General features: G+C 70.1%; 15 protein-coding genes. 3 read left to right on the top strand and 12 right to left on the bottom strand.

The window, feature by feature from the left end; translation table 11 throughout:
• Positions 1-62: 62 nt before the first annotated feature.
• From ACFPZI_RS05885 to ACFPZI_RS05870, 4 genes are all read right to left on the bottom strand, one after another.
• Positions 63-434, bottom strand: coding sequence for a holo-ACP synthase (locus ACFPZI_RS05885; RefSeq protein WP_381359063.1), 372 nt, complete (start codon positions 432-434; stop codon positions 63-65).
• 345 nt (positions 435-779) lie between these two features.
• A complete protein-coding gene (locus ACFPZI_RS05880; protein ID WP_381359060.1) occupies positions 780-1808 on the bottom strand; it encodes a S66 family peptidase in 1029 nt (342 codons plus the stop codon).
• Positions 1809-2191: 383 nt separating this feature from the next.
• Complete coding sequence (gene glmS, locus ACFPZI_RS05875) at positions 2192-4039, bottom strand: glutamine--fructose-6-phosphate transaminase (isomerizing) (RefSeq protein WP_381359057.1); 1848 nt, start codon at positions 4037-4039, stop codon at positions 2192-2194.
• Between the two features lie 171 nt (positions 4040-4210).
• Positions 4211-5002, bottom strand: coding sequence for a hypothetical protein (locus ACFPZI_RS05870; protein ID WP_381359056.1), 792 nt, complete (start codon positions 5000-5002; stop codon positions 4211-4213).
• Positions 5003-5433: 431 nt separating this feature from the next.
• On the opposite strand from ACFPZI_RS05870, the gene coaA reads away from it, so the two are divergent.
• A complete protein-coding gene (gene coaA / locus ACFPZI_RS05865) occupies positions 5434-6423 on the top strand; it encodes a type I pantothenate kinase (protein WP_381359054.1) in 990 nt (329 codons plus the stop codon).
• A gap of 179 nt (positions 6424-6602) precedes the next feature.
• Here coaA and glmM read toward each other — a convergent pair whose 3' ends face one another.
• From glmM to rplM, 3 genes are all read right to left on the bottom strand, one after another.
• Positions 6603-7961: a phosphoglucosamine mutase gene (gene glmM, locus ACFPZI_RS05860; protein WP_381359051.1), complete on the bottom strand. Its 1359-nt coding sequence runs from the start codon at positions 7959-7961 to the stop codon at positions 6603-6605.
• Between the two features lie 382 nt (positions 7962-8343).
• Positions 8344-8874, bottom strand: coding sequence for a 30S ribosomal protein S9 (gene rpsI / locus ACFPZI_RS05855; protein ID WP_381359048.1), 531 nt, complete (start codon positions 8872-8874; stop codon positions 8344-8346).
• Between the two features lie 42 nt (positions 8875-8916).
• Positions 8917-9360 carry a 50S ribosomal protein L13 gene (rplM, locus tag ACFPZI_RS05850; RefSeq protein WP_381359045.1) on the bottom strand — a complete coding sequence of 148 codons (444 nt, stop codon included), beginning with the start codon at positions 9358-9360 and terminating at the stop codon, positions 8917-8919.
• Between the two features lie 444 nt (positions 9361-9804).
• Between rplM and ACFPZI_RS05845 the strand changes: the two genes are divergently transcribed.
• Entirely contained in the window at positions 9805-10692 is an 888-nt protein-coding gene (locus ACFPZI_RS05845) for a hypothetical protein (protein ID WP_381359042.1), read from the top strand.
• Between the two features lie 124 nt (positions 10693-10816).
• On the opposite strand, the gene ACFPZI_RS05840 is transcribed toward ACFPZI_RS05845, so the two are convergent.
• The 5 genes from ACFPZI_RS05840 to ACFPZI_RS05820 all read right to left on the bottom strand — a co-directional run bounded on the left by ACFPZI_RS05840 (position 10817) and on the right by ACFPZI_RS05820 (position 17911).
• Entirely contained in the window at positions 10817-11902 is a 1086-nt protein-coding gene (locus ACFPZI_RS05840) for an NlpC/P60 family protein (protein WP_381359039.1), read from the bottom strand.
• Positions 11903-11923: 21 nt separating this feature from the next.
• Positions 11924-12406: a poly-gamma-glutamate biosynthesis protein PgsC/CapC gene (locus tag ACFPZI_RS05835; protein WP_381359036.1), complete on the bottom strand. Its 483-nt coding sequence runs from the start codon at positions 12404-12406 to the stop codon at positions 11924-11926.
• 54 nt (positions 12407-12460) lie between these two features.
• A complete protein-coding gene (gene pgsB / locus ACFPZI_RS05830; RefSeq protein WP_381359033.1) occupies positions 12461-14182 on the bottom strand; it encodes a poly-gamma-glutamate synthase PgsB in 1722 nt (573 codons plus the stop codon).
• Between the two features lie 6 nt (positions 14183-14188).
• Positions 14189-16528, bottom strand: a complete 2340-nt coding sequence (locus ACFPZI_RS05825; protein ID WP_381359521.1) for a HAMP domain-containing protein — start codon at positions 16526-16528, stop codon at positions 14189-14191.
• A 207-nt stretch (positions 16529-16735) separates the two neighbouring features.
• Positions 16736-17911, bottom strand: coding sequence for a CapA family protein (locus ACFPZI_RS05820; RefSeq protein ID WP_381359031.1), 1176 nt, complete (start codon positions 17909-17911; stop codon positions 16736-16738).
• Positions 17912-18111: 200 nt separating this feature from the next.
• Between ACFPZI_RS05820 and ACFPZI_RS05815 the strand changes: the two genes are divergently transcribed.
• On the top strand, positions 18112-18939 hold the full coding sequence (locus ACFPZI_RS05815; RefSeq protein ID WP_381359029.1) for a hypothetical protein: 828 nt from the start codon (positions 18112-18114) through the stop codon (positions 18937-18939).
• The last annotated feature ends 12 nt before the right edge of the window (positions 18940-18951 follow it).

Raw genomic sequence — 18951 nt, 5'->3', positions numbered from 1 at the left:
CAGCCGCCCCCCGACCTCCCCGCCCCCGGGAAATCCCAGCAAGCTCGGCCGGTCCATATCCCTCACCCTTCGGCGACGACGACCGCCGACGCCACCCCGGCGTCATGGCTGAGCGAGATGTGCCAGGACCGCACGCCCAGCTCGGCGGCCCGCGCCGCCACCGTCCCCTTCACCCGCAGCCGCGGCTGCCCGCTGTCCTCGCAGTACACCTCGGCATCGGTCCAGTACAGGCCGCCGGGCGCGCCGAGCGCCTTGGCCAGCGCCTCTTTGGCGGCGAACCGCGCCGCCAGCGAGGCGATCCCCCGCCGTTCCCCACTGGGCAGCAGCAACTCGCCGTCCACGAACAGCCGCCGCGCGAGGCCGGGCGTCCGCTCCAACGACGCCGCGAACCGCTCGATCTCGGCCACGTCGATCCCGACTCCGATAATGCTCATGCGCAGCACCTTACGAGCCCGTACCCCGGCGCGAACGCCGGGCGGGTTCCCACCGCTCTCCCCACCCCTGCCGGTTCACCCTCCCGAGGCATCGGCACCCGGTCGGTGGCGGGCCTTACAGTGCGTCAGCAACCGCGCGCAAGAACACAGGGGAAGCAGAAGCACCGACTCATGGGCCACACCGTCTTCATCGAATGCCACGGGGGCCTCAAAGGCCTCCGCTTCCTGAACGGGCTCACGCTCGACAGCGCCGTCTCGCCCCCGGACCATACGGACGGCGGTAGCCAGGTGCCCCGTGCGCTCCGCTACCGCTGGCTCATGGGCGGTGAGGGGCGAACCGGTGTGTCAGACCAAGGTCTGGGTGAGTTCGCTCCGCAGTGCCGTGTGGACCAGGCGGCCGTGCGCCCCATTGACGATCGGCATGTACGGCGGGACGTGACCGCACTCGACGTCGGCGATGATCGGCACGTTCAACGGGCCGAGCGCGTCCAGCACGGCCTGATGCTGGGACAGTGAGGGGGCGCCCGGTGCCGAGGTCCGTCCGACGAGCACCGCGTTCGCCGCGTCGAAGAAGCCGGCCAGCCGCATACCGTGCAGGTTCCGGCAGATGGTGAAGGCATCGCCGCCGGCGGCCTCCACATACACCAGCAGCCCGCCCGCGGCCTCGGTCCGTGCGAAGCCGGACACGTCGAGATAGCCGGTCCCGGTGAGGTTGCACAGTGTCTCGATACAGCCCCCTATCAGGCGGCCCTCGACTTCCAGATCTCCGCTTCCGTCCAGCCGTGTCCATGCACCAGGGGCATCGAGTGGGTGTTCCCGTACCTCGGGCTGGACGGCGTAGTCGTCCCAGCCGGTGGATCTGTGGTGGCCGGGCGGGATCTGTGTGAACCGGTGTCCCCGTGGTGCGCTGACGATGTCGAGCCAGGAGACCAGCCCGTCGGGAGTTCGGTAGGGAGTGTCCATGAGGTTGTTGCCGTGAACGGTCGCGGTCCCGGTGAGGAGGGTCAGCGGGGTGATGACGGTCGACAGGTCGGAGAACCCCACGAGCCAGGTCGGTTCGGCGACGCGTAGTCGGTCCCAGTCGAGCAGCGGCAGGAGGTCGATCGCCAACTCCCCGCCCCACGGCGGCACCACAGCACCGACGTCGGGGTCGGTCAGCAGCGACATCAGTTCGTCCGCGCGCGCGGCGGCGGGAGCACTGACATGTCCCGAGCCGTCCATGCACTGTCCGAGGACCACCTCGAATCCGCGTGCCTCCACGTCGCGGACGGCCACGCGGAGGCGCTCGCGGAGCTTTTCGTCGACTCCGCTGGACGGAGAGGTGACTCCGACGCGGTCACCAGGGCGTAAGGGGCGCGGGTATCGAACTGGCATGCGCTGGATTCTGGCACGGCACCGTGTCGGCGGGACAACGAGTTTCAGCGCATGTCCTCTGGTCGACGGCTCGTTCCACCGAGTTGCCGGCCCCGTGGCAGCCCACGCCCTTCCTCCGTTCCTCATCCACCGACCGGCCGAAGGGCGCCAACGCTTCAGGGGGACACTCAGGGCAAGCCGGGTCCGCATCGACTCGGTGCGCGGTCCTCCCGCCCGCCGGGCTCGCGAACGCGAAGGCCTCGGGCCGACAGCAGGTGCCCTACCCGAAGGGCGTGAGCAGTCAGCAAGCGGATGCCGCATGACCGCTCGAACGAGCGGCGTATGGGCAATGACGCCCAGAATGCTCACACGTCCCGGTCCCCGGCCTCCACCGGGCTCCGGCGTCACTCCACCGTGACCGACTTCGCCAGGTTGCGGGGCTGATCCACCTCGTTACCGCGGACCGTGGCCAGTTCGCAGGCGAAGACCTGGAGGGGGACCGTGGCGACCAGGGGCTGAAGGAGGGTCGGGGTGGGCGGGATGCGGATGAGGTGGTCGGCGTAGGGGGTCACCTCGTCGTCGCCTTCCTCGGCGATGACGATGGTGCGGGCGCCGCGGGCGCGGATCTCCTGGATGTTGGAGACGATCTTGTCGTGGAGGACGGAGCGGCCGCGCGGTGACGGGACGACCACGACCACGGGCAGGTCGTCCTCGATGAGGGCGATCGGGCCGTGTTTCAGCTCGCCCGCGGCGAAGCCCTCCGCGTGCATGTAGGCGAGCTCCTTGAGCTTGAGCGCGCCCTCCAGGGCGACCGGGTAGCCGACGTGCCGGCCCAGGAACAGCACGGTGTTCTTGTGGGCGAGAGTGCGGGCGAGTTCCCGTACGGGCTCCATGGTCTCCAGAACCCGTTCCACCGAGCGGGCGACGGAGGTCAGGTCCCGGACGACCGTGCGGATCTCGTCGGCGTACTTCGCGCCGCGGATCTGGGCGAGGTACAGGGCGACCAGGTAGCAGGCGACCAGTTGGGTCAGGAAGGCCTTGGTCGAGGCGACGGCGACCTCGGGGCCGGCGTGGGTGTAGAGGACGGCGTCGGACTCGCGGGGGATGGTCGAGCCGTTGGTGTTGCAGATGGCGAGGACGCGGGCGCCCTGTTCGCGTGCGTGCCGCAGGGCCATCAGGGTGTCCATGGTCTCGCCGGACTGGGAGATGGCGATGACGAGGGTCTGCTGGTCGAGGATCGGATCGCGGTAGCGGAACTCGCTCGCCAACTCGACCTCGCAGGGGATCCGCGTCCAGTGCTCGATGGCGTACTTGGCGATCAGCCCGGCGTGGAAGGCCGTACCGCAGGCGACGATGACGACCTTGTCGACCTCGCGCAGCGCCTTCGGGGGGATGCGCACCTCGTCCAGGGACAGGGCTCCAAAGCCGTCGATGCGGCCGAGCAGGGTGTCGGCGACCGCCCTGGGCTGCTCGGCGATCTCCTTGAGCATGAAGGAGGCGTAGCCGCCCTTCTCCGCGGCCGACGCGTCCCAGTCGATGTGGTACGAGCGGACGTCTGCCGGTCCGCCGTCGAAACCGGTCACCGTGACCTTGTCGCGGCGCAGTTCGACCACCTGGTCCTGGCCCAGTTCGATCGCGGAGCGGGTGTGCTCGATGAACGCGGCGACGTCCGAGGCGAGGAACGACTCGCCCTCGCCGACGCCCACCACGAGCGGCGAGTTGCGGCGCGCGCCGACGACCACGTCCGGCGCGTCCGCGTGGACGGCGACCAGGGTGAAGGCGCCGAGCAGCCGCTTGCAGACCAGGCGCATCGCCTCGGCGAGGTCGGCGCAGGAGGAGAACTCCTCGGCGAGCAGGTGGGCGACGACCTCGGTGTCCGTCTCGGAGGCCAGGACGTGGCCGCGCCCGGCCAGTTCGGCCCGCAGCTCGGCGAAGTTCTCGATGATGCCGTTGTGGACGACGGCGACCCGGCCCGTGTTGTCGAGATGCGGGTGTGCGTTGGCGTCGGTGGGGCCGCCGTGCGTGGCCCAGCGGGTGTGGCCGATGCCGGTCGCCCCGGTGGGCAGCGGCCGGGCTGCCAGTTCCTTCTCCAGGTTGACCAGTTTCCCGGCCCGTTTCGCCGTGGCGAGCCCGCCGTCCGCGAGGACGGCCACGCCCGCCGAGTCGTAGCCCCGGTACTCCAGCCGTTTCAGTCCGGCCGTCACGACGTCCAGCGCCGACTGCGGCCCCACGTATCCCACGATTCCGCACATGCCCGGCAGCCTACGATCCGTCAGGCGCCGAAAATGACTGCCACGTGCCCGGAATCGGAAATTCCCACCGGTGCGCGAACCTCGGTCACGCACCGGTGGGAACCCCGGCGGCGGATGAGTGCCGACCGAGCCGAGCGGGTGTCAGCTGGGCAGGCGTCAGCCGAGTGGTTGTCAGCCGAGCTTGGCGAGCTGGGCGTCGGAGATCTGCGTCGGGAAGGGGGCCTCCTCGCCGGTGGCGATCGCGCCGAAGTTGACCGCCGAGAAGCCGACGACGGTGGCACCGGTGCGCGTGACGACGACCTTGACGGGTGCCTCGACACCCTCCTCGGCAGCCATCGTCAGGGTGATCTCGACGGCCTCGTCGGCGCCCTTCGGCCCCTCGGCCTTGGCGGCCTTCAGGAACTTGATCTTTTCACCGGCGGCGGTGACGGTGAAGCCTCCGGCGCACTTCTCGACAGCGGCGTCGACGTCCTTGACGACCTGCTCGGCGCCGCCGTCCTCGTAGGAGGCGAGAGTGACGAAGACCTTGTCCACGGCGAGGCCGGCGAGCAGGGCCTCCTCCGGGGCCGTACCCTCGGCGGGCTTCTTCGGCTCACCGGTCCAGGACCGCTTGACGGTGGCGGCGGGCGAGCCGACCGGGACCGCGAGCTGCAGGTTGGCGAGGGGCTGGCACGCCTCGTCGTCCGCCTTGACCTTGTCGGCGCTCAGGTCGTCCGTCGCGGGCACCTTGGTGACCACCTTGCCGTCCTTCATGTCGGCCTGGACCAGCGCGACCTTCTCCAGCTCGGCCGCGGTCAGCGCCTTGGCCGCGGGCGCGGCGGAAGCGGAGGAGCCGGCCTTGCCCTCGTCACTCTTGCCGCTGTCGCTCTCGCTGTCGCCGGAGCCGCCACAGGCGGTGATGAGCAGGGCGAGCGCGGCGGCGGAGGCGGCGAGAGCGGAACGGCGGACGGCGGTGGTTCTCACGTGGGAAACTCTTTCTTCGAAGGCGCGGAGAAGTCCGCAGCACAGTGAACGAAATATAGACACAGCCCCCCTCGCAAATGATCACCGAAAGATCGCTTGTAGGGGAACCGTGACAGCCACGTGATCTTGCCTCGTGCGTCCGCCGTTCCGGCCCTGCCCGGTCAGCCCTTCCCACCGGGCTTGGAGAGGCGGCGCACCCGGAAGCGGACGGCGGGGCCGATCAGGACCATGGTGCGCTTCACACGGCACCCCGGCTGTGACTGTGGACCCGACGGCGGCCCGAGCCGCTACGAAACGCCAAACGCGATGCAAAGAAAAGTCGGACACGGGGCACGCGACTTCTCGCAACTCCCCTCGGTTTTCTTCCACTCCCGCCCATCGCGTGACGCAGCCCACGAACCATCCTGTTCAAACTCCGTTAACAATGGACTGTGATCTCACCGGTCTCCTCGACGTCCCGGAGCGCCCACCGGCAGCGGCCGGAGGCGACTCCCTACCTCGACCTCACCCGTGCGGAGTGGAGCGCGCTGCGCCACAAGACGCCGCTGCCGCTGTCCGCCGACGAGGTGGAGCAGCTGCGCGGGCTCGGTGACGTCATCGACCTCGACGAGGTGCGGGACATCTACCTCCCGCTGTCCCGGCTGCTCAACCTCTACGTCGGTGCCACCGACGGGCTCCGCAGCGCGCTGAACACCTTCCTCGGTGAGCAGGGCTCCCAGTCCGGCACGCCCTTCGTCATAGGGGTCGCCGGTTCCGTCGCCGTCGGGAAATCCACGGTCGCCCGGCTGCTCCGGGCCCTGCTGTCACGCTGGCCCGAGCACCCGCGCGTCGAGCTGGTCACCACGGACGGGTTCCTGCTGCCGACGAAAGAGCTCCAGGCGCGCGGCCTGATGTCGCGGAAAGGTTTCCCCGAGTCGTACGACCGTCGCGCGCTCACCCGTTTCGTCGCCGACATCAAGGCCGGCAAGGACGAGGTGACGGCCCCGGTCTACTCCCACCTCATCTACGACATCGTCCCGGGCGAACTGCTCACCGTGCGCCGCCCGGACATCCTGATCGTCGAGGGACTCAACGTGCTGCAGCCCGCGCTCCCCGGCAAGGACGGGCGCACCCGGGTCGGGCTCGCCGACTACTTCGACTTCAGCGTGTACGTGGACGCCCGCACCGAGGACATCGAGCGCTGGTACCTCAACCGCTTCCGCAAGCTGCGCGGGACCGCCTTCCAGGACCCCTCCTCGTACTTCCGCAAGTACACCCAGGTCTCGGAGGAGGAGGCCCTCGACTACGCCGGCACGATGTGGCGGACGATCAACCGGCCCAACCTGGTGGAGAACATCGCCCCCACCCGCGGCCGGGCCACCCTCGTCCTGCGCAAGGGCCCGGACCACACGGTCCAGCGCCTCAGCCTGCGCAAACTGTGACCTCGGGGGCGGGGCACCGGTCGCGGCCCGAGGGCGGGGCGATCGCCGTCGCCGCCCCGCAGCCGCCAGCCCGGCAGCCGCCCGCCCACTGGCGGGCGGTCGGTGGGTGGGCAGTCGGTGGGCAGTCGGTGGGCGGTGACCGCCGGACCGGCACTGCCGGACAGCGGCCACCCGCCCCGTCAGCCCAGTGCCGACTTCACCACGTCCGCCAGGCGTCCCGCGACCGAGCGGGCCTGGTCGATGTCGGCGGCCTCCACCATCACGCGGACCAGCGGTTCGGTGCCCGAGGGGCGGAGCAGCACACGGCCGGTCTCGCCCAGCTCGCGTTCGGCCTCCGTCACGGCCTCCGCGAGTTCCCCGGAGGTCCGCACCCGGGTCCTGTCCACGTCGGGCACGTTGATGAGCACCTGCGGCAGCCGTTCCATCACCGACGCCAGCTCGCGCAGCGACCGCCCGGTCTCGGCGACACGCGCGGCCAGCAGCAGGCCGGTGAGCGTGCCGTCGCCGGTCGTGGCGTGGTCGAGGACGATGACGTGGCCGGACTGCTCGCCGCCGAGGGCGTAGCCCTGCTGCTTCATCTGCTCGAGCACGTACCGGTCGCCGACCGCGGTCTGCACGAAGTGGATGCCCTCGCGCTCCATGGCGAGCTTGAACCCGAGGTTGGACATCACGGTCGCGACGACGGCGTCGGAGCGCAGTGCGGAACGCTCCCGCATCGCCAGCGCGAGCACGGCGAGGATCTGGTCCCCGTCCACCTCTTCACCGGTGTGGTCGACGGCCAGACAGCGGTCGGCGTCGCCGTCGTGCGCGATACCGAGGGCGGCCCCGTGCTCGACGACCGCGGCCTTCAGCTGCTCCAGGTGGGTCGAGCCGCAGCCGTCGTTGATGTTGAGCCCGTCCGGCTGGGCGCCGATGGTGACGACCTCGGCCCCGGCCCGCGCGAACGCCTCCGGCGAGACCCGGAAAGCGGCGCCGTGCGCCTCGTCGAGGACGATCCGCAGGCCGTCCAGCCGGTTCGGCAGGACACCGACGAGGTGGGCGACGTACGTGTCGAGCCCCTCCTCGTAGTCCCGCACGCGGCCCACGCCGGCGCCGGTCGGGCGTTCCCAGGGGGCGCCGGTCCGGTGCTCCTCGTACACGGACTCGATCCGGTCCTCCAGCTCGTCGGCGAGCTTGTGGCCGCCGCGCGCGAAGAACTTGATGCCGTTGTCGGGCATGGCGTTGTGGCTCGCGGACAGCATCACGCCGAGGTCGGCGCCGAGCGCTCCGGTCAGATGCGCCACGGCGGGCGTCGGCAGCACGCCGACCCGCAGCACGTCCACACCGGCGCTGGCCAGCCCGGCGACCATGGCGGCCTCCAGGAACTCCCCGGACGCCCGCGGGTCACGCCCGACCACGGCGGTCGGCCGATGCCCCTCGAACGTGCCTGCCTCGGCCAGTACGTGCGCGGCGGCCACGGAGAGGCCCAGCGCCATCTCGGCCGTCAGGTCCGCGTTGGCGACACCGCGCACGCCGTCCGTGCCGAAGAGTCGTCCCACTTGTCCTCCTGAGAAGCGTCAGTATCGAAATGCCGTATCGAAATGCCGTACCGGAAGTCGTATCAAGCGTGATGTCGCAATGCCGCGATGGCGTGATGCCGGATCCGCGGACCGCGGACCGCGGATCCGGCCACCAGGCACCGGCCACCGGGCATGACCCTTGGCCCGTAGGCCACGGCCCATGGGCGCAGGTGAGGTGTTCGACGGTCGCGATGCGTGTGCGGCTCCCGCATCCCGAGGCAAGCGCTCCCGGGCCATCCGATCAGATTAGCCGTCGAGCACCTTGTGCCGTTATACGCCCGCAGTGGAGAGAAAACGAACGCCCCGGCGGCACTGTGGCGTGCCGCCGGGGCGTTCGGAGTACATGCAGGGGCAGCTGCAATCAGCGCTTGCTGTACTGCGGGGCCTTGCGGGCCTTCTTCAGACCGGCCTTCTTGCGCTCGACCGCGCGGTCGTCGCGGCGGAGGAAGCCGGCCTTCTTGAGCGCGCCGCGGTTGTTGTCGACGTCCGCCTCGTTCAGCGCACGGGCGACACCGAGACGGAGCGCACCGGCCTGACCGGAGACACCGCCACCCGCGATGCGGGCGATGACGTCGTAGCGGCCCTCGAGCTCGAGCACCTTGAAGGGCTCGTTCACTTCCTGCTGGTGCACCTTGTTCGGGAAGTAGTCCTCGAGGGTGCGACCGTTGATCCTCCACTTGCCGGTGCCCGGAACGATCCGGACGCGGGCAATGGCGTTCTTGCGACGGCCCAGGCCGGCGGCCGGCTGCGGCTCGCCGAAGTGGGACGCCATCGACTCCGAGGTGTACTCGCCCTCGACGGGCACCTCGGACTCGGTGGTGTAGCTGTCGATGTCGATGTCGGTGTCGATGTCGGTCTCTTCGAGCGGCTGCTCGGCAGTGGTCTCGGCCACGATGCTCCTCAGATTCTCTTCAGTCTTAGGGGGTGGCCGGAACTACTGCGCGACCTGGGTGATCTCGAACGGCACCGGCTGCTGCGCAGCGTGCGGGTGCTGGTCGCCCGAGTAGACCTTCAGCTTCGACAGCATCTGACGGCCCAGGGTGTTCTTGGGGAGCATGCCCTTGACGGCCTTCTCGATGGCCTTCTCGGGGTTCTTCGTCAGCAGCTCGTCGTAGCTGACCGAGCGCAGACCGCCCGGGTAGCCCGAGTGGCGGTACGCCATCTTCTGGGTCCGCTTGTTGCCGGAGAGGTGCACCTTGTCGGCGTTGACGATGATGACGAAGTCACCGGTGTCGACGTGAGGGGCGTAGATCGGCTTGTGCTTGCCGCGCAGGATGGTGGCCGCAGTGGTGGCCAGACGACCCAGGACAACGTCCTGAGCGTCGATGACGTGCCACTGGCGCGTCACATCGCCGGGCTTGGGGCTGTACGTACGCACGGTTCGTAGCCTTCGCTTCTTCAGTGAGTGGTCCTGACATGGTCACCGAAGACGATCACGACAGCCCTGACCGCACCGCGGTGACGCATACCGCGTGCAGGTCGCTGGTCATCGGCCCGGTGGACCGGTGTAAGGGCCCCTCACGTGAGAATGAGCAAGCCAATACACATAACAAACATGCAGAATACCCACGCTCGGCCGGACAGGTCAAAACGAGTCCGCCGGGTGTGGACTACACCGACTTTACAGGGGTTCGCCACCCCCCACCCCTCTCCCGTTCACCGGGTCCGCCCCCTCCCACTCGTTCGTCGGAGCCTTCCGCGCACGACTCGCACCAACCACCCGGAGTTGTCGCTTTTGCCCCTCGGGTGGTGGCAACGGCGCGGACTGTGCGCGGGGTTGGGGCGGGCCCGGCGCACCTCGCTCCCCGTCTAAGATGCGCCCATGAGTTATGGGCAGGGGGGACCTCCTTCACAGTGGGATCCCTGGAAACCGCAGTCTCAGCAGCCCTGGAGCAGCGGGGGCCGCAGCGGCAGCGGCCAGTCACCGGACTGGGCCGCGCTCGCCGATGCGTCCGAGACACGTCACAAGCGACGGCGGCTGCTGCTCATCGGCGGCGGTGCGATCGCCACCATCGCGATAGGCACGGCCGTCGCGGTGGCCGTCGTCTCGGCGAACGGCAGCAACCAGGCCTCCGACCCGTCCTCCCAGCTGCCGGCGACCGCCGGCCTGCCGAGCGCCACCGGCACGGTCCCGTCGTTCGCCCCGACGAGCGCGCCGCCGCCGCTGGACCCGAAGGACTTCGTCTCCAGCGCGCAGAAGGACCGGGCGCCGCTGGGCCCCGACGTCCTCTTCCCGGGCACGCAGCTCACCATGGGCGACACGGTGTACAAGAAGGGCCCGACGGCCGACACCCGCAACTGCGCCTCGGCCGCCAAGGGCACACTGCCCAAGGCCCTCACGGACAACGGCTGCAGCCGCCTGCTCCGGGTCACCTACACCAAGGACGACATCGCGGTGACGGTGGGCGTGGCCGTCTTCGACACCGAGGCCCAGGCCACCAAGGCCAAGCAGCAGGCGGACAAGAAGAGCATCGTCAAGTCCCTCGCGGGCGGCGGCGTCAAGGAGTTCTGCGACGGCGCGGTCTGCCGCTCGACCACCAACTCCTACGGCCGCTACGCCTACTTCACCCTCTCCGGCTTCACCGCCGCCAAGAACGTGACGGAGAAGGACCAGGCCGTCTTCTCCACCGGCAACGATCTCGCCGAGTTCACCTTCCGCCAGATCCGCCGCCGCGGCGAGGCCCAGGCCTCGGCCGCCGCGAACGAGTGACGACGGCCGGACGAGTTTCCTCAACGACGACAACAAAGACAGAGCCGACGGCGAGCCGAGCCGGGCCCGGGGTCAGTGACTCCGGGCCCGGCTCGGTTCTTCAGTTCCTCGTTCCCTCAGCGCCTCACAGCCGCTTCGCGCTGCGCAGCGTCTTCGCGTAGTAGCCGTTGCCGTCCAGCCGGGAGACACCGCCGATGTCGCCGATGGTCGGGCCGTTGACCTCCTCGCGGCTGGAGACGAAGATCAGGTGGCCCTCGGTGTCGTAGCCGAGCACCATGCCCACGTGGTCCAGCCGGTCCTTGGTCCGCGCGTCGAGCTTGAAGAAGACGAGGTCGCCGGGCTGCAGCTGGTCGATGTTGGCGGGCCGGTCCTCCGCGGCCACCCCGGTCAGCGGGAGCACGTCGGCGCCCAGCTTGGAGCGGGCCATGCCGTTGGCGGTACGCGGCAGCCCGTCACCGGTGGAAGTGTCCGAGGACATCAGGGGGTAGCGGGCACGGTAGCCGAGCACCATGCGGATGAAGCCGGAGCAGTCCAGGGACCTGGCGCGCATGGTCTCCGGCGCCCCGATGACACCGTCCCGGAACGGGTACTGGACGCCGAGGAAGTCGTAGAAGTCGGACTGTTCGAGGCGCAGGTCGCCGCCTTCCGCACCGGTGGTGTTCAGCGGGCCGAAGTTGGCGTCACCGGCGTAGAGCGTGCCCTGCTCGTCCTTCTTGTCCGGGGCGCCGGCCACGTACTGGAAGGCGAACGCGAAGAGGTCGTCCTCCTCGCTGTCCTTGTTCTCGGCGTACCAGTCCTTGAACCACTGCTCCTTCTCCGCGCCCTTCTCCCACTCCTCGGGCATGATCCGGACCCAGTCGCGGCTGGACACCTTGGACTTGGTCGCGGCCGGCTCCTGGAAGGTGCGGGCCTTCCCGGTCAGCGTCGCGGTATACGACCCGTCGGTGAGGACCGCCACGATCTGTCCGTCGCCGCCGCGCAGCACCGAGCGCGCCGGGTTCTCCAGCCGGGACCAGGTCGCCTTGCTGTCGTCCGCCCCGCCCCCGGACCCGCCGGTGCCGTCGAGGACACCGACGTTGCGGACCTCGGTGACCCCGGGCACTTCCTGCTTGCGCAGCTCCACGGTGAGGTAGCCGGAAGCCCCTACGAGTGTGAGCACCACCAGTCCGGGGACTATGTGGCGCGTCTTCTTCTTCCCTTTCCCTGCCATCGGAATGCTCCTCGGTTGTTGTCAGACGGTGGGCATGACGCCGAGCAGCAGGCCGGCGGCGATGACGATGTAGGCCATGAGTGACACGGTGCCTGTGGCCAGCAAGGTGGGCCCCTTGGGCTGACGCACCAACTGGTAGGCGATCAGACCGGGCACGATGAACCCGAGGGTCTGGTTGCCGTACAGCAGCGGGAACTCGAGCGAGAGCAGGATCATCACGGTGCCCTGGAGCAGCACGCCCAGCAGCACCACCGAGGCGAACAGCCGCTTGCCGTACAGGATCACCAGCCGCTGCATCACCTTGGTGCCCGCGTAGACCAGGGCCGTCACGCCCACCACCATCGCCGCGCGCTGCAGGTCCTCGATCAGGGTGAGCGCCATCCAGCCCGGGGTGATCATGCCACCGGGCGACAGGTTGGTGGTGAGGTAGCACAGCAGTGAGAAGAACAGACCTATCGCGATGCCCAGAGCGGCCATCTCGGGAGTCAGTGCGGCGGTGATCAACGGGGTCTCCGGGCAGGTGTGCGGAAGGAAGGAGGGCGGTCGGGCCGCGGGGGGTCAGCGACGTGGAGGCGGTCCGCCGCCGTCCTCGTCGGTCGGGTACCAGGGACCGCCGTCGGGCTCGTCGTAGTACGGCGGGCGCCGCTGCTCGGGCCCGCGCTCCTGGTACTGCCCGTGCTGCGGAGGGCGCTGCCCCTGCTGCGGTGCGTGCTGGGCGCGCCGCTGCTGCTCATACCGCTCGTTCTCTGCGTACCGCGCGTGCTGCTGGTACTGGCCTTGCTGCGGGTGCCGGTCCTGCTGGGGGTACTGACCGCGCTGGGCGTACTGGCCCTGCTGCCCGTACAGCCCCTGCTGTCCCTGGGGCGCGGCCTGCGATGCCGCCTGGGGTACCGCCTGCTGGACGGGGGCGCGGCGGCGGATGAGCGGGATCTCCTGGGTCTGGGAGGCCTGGTAGCGCTCCTCGTACGCCGTCGGGTAGGCGGCGAACGGGTCCAGGCGGGGCGCCTGCTGCGCCGGAACGGCGGCGGCCGGGCCCGGAGTCGTCCGGTCCGGGTCGCTCTGCTGCTCCGGACCGGCCGGCTGATCCGGGTCGGGCGTCTCGTCCGCGGGGAGTTCGGCCAGGTACTCCAGCAGCTCCTCGCCCTGGCCGTGGATGTTGCCGATGGCCACGAGCGAGGAACCGTCGGACATGCGGCCGAGCAGTTCCGGCATGAACTCGTGGGCGTCGCGGCGGTCGCCGCCCAGGTCCACCGCGCGGTCCCGCCACTCGGCGGGGATGGCGTCGATGGCGCTCTTGGCGGGGTGTCCGATGACGAAGACGTTGTCCGGCTGGAGGTCGGGGATGATCTCGCCCATCTGCCCGTTGCGCTCCACACGGTCCGGGCGGCAGTTGATCACGACGTTCAGCGGACGGCGGATGGCGCCGAGGTCGAGCAGCTGGTTGATGTTCATCAGCGTCGACTCGGGGTCGTTGGCCGCGAAGACGTTGGCGAAGGCCAGCCGCTTGTTCTCCTCGGTCACGTACTTCTCCACGGAGAGCACACCCGGGTCCGGCGGGGCGTCGTACATGCCCTGCAGGGCGACGTCGCGTTCCACACCGAGCAGCTCGGCCACGACCAGGGCGATCGCGACGTTCTCCTTGAACGTGAACCAGCTGAAGCCCCGCAGCTCCTCGTCGGTGACCATCTCGGGGTCGGCGTAGATCAGCTTGCAGTTCCGGGCGTCGGCCTCCTCCTGGAGGATGTCGAAACGATCCTTCTCGGCGGTGACGCAGATGCCGTCCTGGGGCATCGAGCGGCACAGCGAACGGGCCACGTCGTCGAGCGTGGGACCCATCTCGGCGAGGTGGTCCTCGCGGACGTTGCACAACACGCCGATCGTCGAACGGATCAGCTTGCTCTGGTTGACCTCCTGCAGGGCCGGCATGACCGCCATGCACTCGATGACGAGCGCGTCGGGCCGGTACGCGGCGGCCCGGCGGACGATGCCGATCTGCTCCACCACGTTGGCGATGCCGAACTTGCGGTAGACCGGCTCCTCGGTCGCGTCCGGGTGGATGAACCGGGCGGCCGTGCCGGTCGTCTTGGCGACCGTGGTGAGGTCACCGCCGCGCAGGGCGCCGGCGCACAGCCGGGTGATGGAGGACTTGCCGCGGATGCCGTTGACGAGCACCCGGGACTCTATGGAGTGCAGGGCGGCGTAGTGCCGGCGCTGCTCGATGACACCCGCGACGAAGAGAAGCAGGCAGCAGACGAGCAGGGCGCAGTAGAGGTAGAGCACGGCGGGTCACCTTCCTCCGGCGCCGAGCCGGGGTTCACCGGGTCGGGGCTCGGTCGGCCGGGGTTCGGTCGGCCGGGGTTCGGCGGGTCGGGGCTCGGCGGGTCGGCGGGGCTGCTGCTGCCGGCGGGCCTGGAGCTGCTGACGGATCAGTTCGAGGCTGCGGACGACCGCTCCCACCTCGTCGTGATACGTGGGGTAGAGCACCGCCTTGAGTTCGCCGTCGGCCAGCTTCTCGGCGCTGGTGGCGAGGGCGCGCAGCGGCCGGGCGACCACCAGGTGCACCCAGCCCAGGCAGACCACGATCGCGGCGAGCCCGAGCAGGCCCGCGAGCACGCTGCGGTCCTCCCGCTCGTACGCGGTGATCTGGAAGCGGTCGGCGTTCTGCCAGCTGACCACGGTCCAGCCGGCGTCGGCGGCGACACCTCCGCCGCTGAAGGGAGCCGCGGCCGCGACGGTGACGTTGCCGCCGTCTCGCAGGAGGAGTCCGTTCTCGACGGGACCGGCGCCGACCCGCACCCCGGCCGCCCGGACCAGGTCGGTCAGGGCCTCGCGGGGCAGTTCCTCGAAGGCGAGGAAGCCGTTGCTGGCGGCGAGGGTCCTCCCCTTCGCGTCCGCCACGCGGACCTCGCCGAGGCCGGGACGTTTCAGCAGCGAGTTGAGGAACTCGATCCGCACTTCGCCGACCAGTGTGACGCCCTTCTTCTCCGGTACGGGCGCGCCGGCCTGGACCACCGGCCTCTTGCCGCCCTCCCCGGACACCCGGACCAGCGGCAGATCCTTCTTGTCGCTCCAGTCGTGCGGGTCGCCACCGGCGCGGGCGACGACCTCGTCGCCCGCGTCGACGACGTACAGCGCGGCGTACCGGGTGTGCTTGCGCAGGGCGTCCTTGAGCACGTTCTCGGTGGCGGCCCGGTCGGAGACGTCGACGAGACGGGAGGTGGAGACCAGGTCCGCCTGGGCCTCGTTCAGTGCCCGGCGGACGCGGTCGGACACCAGGTCGGTGCGGTCGCGCTGGTCGTTGACCATGCTGGCGGGCACGCTGACCGAGTCGTCGGTGCGGTTCAGCAGCAGGCCGACCGGCACGCACCACAGGAGCAGCAGCACGGCGGTCAGCACGAGCTGCACCCGGATGCCGAACCGGGCTTTGCCGCCGCGCTTCGCGCCGCTTCCTCCGTCGGAGCCACCGGGTGCGCCGGGTCCGTTCGGCCCGCCCGAGCCGCTGAGCTGCCCCCGCAGTCGTTCCAGGGCGTTGCCGATGCGGGCGGCCTCGCCGCCGCGGAAGGTGCCGACGGGCCGGGTCAGGTCCCCGCGGGCGAGTCGGCGGGACTCCAGGAACAGCCGCAGCAGGGGCCGCTGCACCCGCGCCCACAGCACCGCGGCGGCCAGCAGGCCGAGCACCACCAGGGCACCGGCCGCGATCAGTCCGTACAGCTCCCGGCCCGTGCTGCCGCTCTGCTCAGTGACCACGGGCAGCATGGCCACGACCGTGAGGCCGAGGCCCGCCGCGACGCTGTCCTTCTCCTCGGGGTCGGAGGAGGCGAGCGAGGCGTATCCGGAGGCGACGACGCGGCCGTTGTACTCGCCGCCCGTCAGGGTCCCGCTGACGCCGGGGTAGCCGCGGGAACCGGGCTCCTTGGCGATGACGGGGTGTTCCTCGGCCCGTTCGGCCGCCTGGTCGGACAGGTCGGACATCTGCTTCTGGAGGAATTCGAGTTCCTTGCGCTCCTGGTCCGAGTTGAGCGCCTCGGACTGCTCGAAGCCGGCCGTGGCGAGCACCTCGCCGCCGCGTGCCACGACCGCCATGGTGCGGAACGGGCCGAGCGTGATGGGCGGCACGGACAGACTGTTGGAGGCGATCAGGAGCTGCTGCGGACGGTCCTTCCAGTCGAGGAGGGCCATCGTCATCAGCCGAACGTCACCGGTCTCCAGCCGCACCATGTGCGGGGCGAGGGCGTTCTTTCCGGTGAGGACGTCCTTGTCCAGCCAGGCGAGCGGGATGCGTTCGCCTCGGGCGGCGAGCACGTCCCCGCTCTCCAGGTCCACCACGGTGGTCCCGGTCCACTTCTGGTACGTCCTGCCGAGGTCGGAGAGGACGTCCTCCGGCTCGGCCGGCTTCCCGGCGTTCAGCGCGGTGGCGGTGCGCCGCAGGTCCGTGACCCGCTCGTCGATCGAGGCGCGCAGGGCGATCGCCCCGTCCTCCGCGTAGTGCTGCTGGGAGGAGAGCACGGCCTTGGGTACGACGGGGTCGCTGCCGGGACCGAGCACCTTGGCGGTCAGCCCGGCCAGGGCGAGGATCAGTACGCACAGCACCGCGATCGGCGGGCGGATGCCGCCGAGCAGCGGCATGTCCGCCCGTCTGCGGTTGCGGCGCCGTTCCTGTGCCGAGGGCGGCGCGCCATGGCTCGATGTCACCGGTGGTCTTCCTTGGTCTTTACGCGGGTGCCGGGCGTACGCCGGCGCACCAGGACCGCGGCCGTGCGACGTCGTCACTGAACAGACTGATGAGCGCCGCCAAGGTTGCGACCCCGGCGCGGACTTCAAGTGTGGGAACGGTCACTTCTCCAGCGAGAGCTGCTCGAGACCGTCGCCGCCGGGGGCGCCCCGGTTGTAGAGGAAGCCCCGGGTCCGGTCGATCGCCAGCCGGTAGCGGGCGAGCCGTTCCTCGGACAGGTCGCCCGGCTCGTCGAGCATCAGCTGGGCGTCCACCAGCCGGAGGTCCTGCACGGCGCCGTCGGGCACCTCCTCCTCGTCCTCCACCTCCGGCGGGATGTCCACCAGCGTGGTGCGGTAGCGCGCCTTCACGTCCCAGCCCTCGGTCGTCTCCTGGAACTCGAACCAGCCGAGGGCTCCCTCCTCGGTCAGCCCCGTCGGCGAGGAGTGCCGGGCCAGCTGATTGCCGAGGCTGTAGGCGACCCAGGTGCCGTTCACCTTCTGGATCGGCTGGACGACGTGGGCGTGGTGCCCGATCACGAGGTCGACGTCGGTCTCCTCGGTGAGCCGCTGCGCCAGCTGCAGCTGCGGCACGCTGGGCTCGTTGTAGTGCTCCAGCCCCCAGTGGACGGAGAGGATGACCACCTCGGCGCCATCTTCCCGGGCCTGGGCCTCGGCCTTCTTGATCTCCTCGGTGTTGAGCCGGTTCAACGCCCACTTCTGCTTCTCGGGCGTCGGGTTCAGGAACGATTCCCAGGAGAAGGAGAGATGTGCGACCTTGACGCCCTTGACGTCACGGATGTTGATCGACTCCGCTTCCTTGGCCGACCGCGCAGACCCGGCGTGCCCGAGGCCCAGGTCGTCCATGATGTCCAGCGTGCGCCGCACGCCGTCCATCCCGTGGTCGAACGTGTGGTTGGAGGCGGTCGAGCAGGTGTCGTAGCCCACGTCCTTCAGCGACGTCAGGACCTGCGGCGGGACCAGGAACTCCGGGTACCCCTCGAAGGGGCCCTCGGGCTTGCCCACGGGAGTTTCCATGTGGCAGATCGCCAGGTCCGCCTTGCTGATGACAGGCTTCACCCCGGCGAGCAGCGGCCCGAAGTCCAGCCCCTTCTCGCCCTTGCCGGTCACCTCGGCGTCCTTGGCCGCCTGTTCCACCAGTTCGGGGTGGATGAGCACGTCACCCGCGGCCGCGACGGTGAAGGAGCGTCCTCCCGGCTTGGCCTGCGGCTCCACGGAGCCGTCGGCGGTCCCGCACGAGGCCAGCAGCCCGGTCAGCGCGATCAGGGTGGCGGCCACCCGAACCTTAGGGAGAGACTTACGCTGTGTCACTCGGTCATATTTACATGGTCCACACACCCGTCGCGCCGATTACCATTACGAGACAGTCACGTTTCTTTCTAATTCTCGCCCTGGTGCTACTTGTTCTGACAATGACGGGCTGCCAGGCGAACACGGGGGAGGAACCGGAGGAAAACGTTCCGACATCCCGGGAACTGGTGGACCTCCGCAGCCGCATCCTCACGTACACGGAGGCCTTCAAGCCCGACGGCCCCTACACGTCCCCCGACGCCGACCAGCGCGACCGGCTCGCCCGCGGCATCGGGCTGCTCCTGGACCAGGACGCGCGGAAGGCGGATGAACTCCTCGCCCCGATCGGCCTGCGCGTCACCCGGCTCACCGACACCGCGACCGGCCGGCGCTACGACGAGGTCTCGGCCTCGGGCAAGGGCGCGAGCGCACGGTGGGGGCGGTTGTACCTGAACGCGGACTCCCCGGTCCGCTGGAGTGCCCAGGTGCCGCATCCCGTCGCCGACCGGGCGACCGAGGCGCTCGGCCTACGGCTGCTGGAGGACAACCCGGGCGGCGCGCTCGTCCTGGCCGGCGCCCACCGCCGGGCGGGCGACGGCAGTGACCGCGTCGCGGATGTGGCCCACCGCGAGGACAGCGCCTTCCACCTGATGGTCGTGGAGCTGCAGAAGCGCGGGGTGCCCGGCATCCAGCTGCACGGCTTCGCCGAGTCCTCCGTGAAGCGCTACGACGCGGTCCTCTCCAGCGGTGCAGCGCAGAGCGCGCCCGGCGAGGCGTCCGCGCTGGCCGACCGTCTGGAGGCGGACGGGCTGCGGGTCTGCCGGGGCTGGTCGGCCCACTGCCCCCTGGAGGGCACCTCCAACGTCCAGGGCAAGACGGCGCAGCAGCACCACGCGACCTTCCTGCACCTGGAACTCGCCCCGGACGGCCGCGGCGAAGGACCCGACTCCCAGGAGGTCGTGGACGCCCTGTCGGGACTGCTCACGACCTGGGCGGAGGAAGGGTCCGGGAGGTGAGCGGAGAGTCGA

Source organism: Streptomyces chlorus, from assembly GCF_042655885.1.
Taxonomy (GTDB): domain Bacteria; phylum Actinomycetota; class Actinomycetes; order Streptomycetales; family Streptomycetaceae; genus Streptomyces; species Streptomyces chlorus.
Note: the sequence above shows the minus strand (reverse complement) of the source record. Positions and strands in the feature narration are given on the sequence as shown.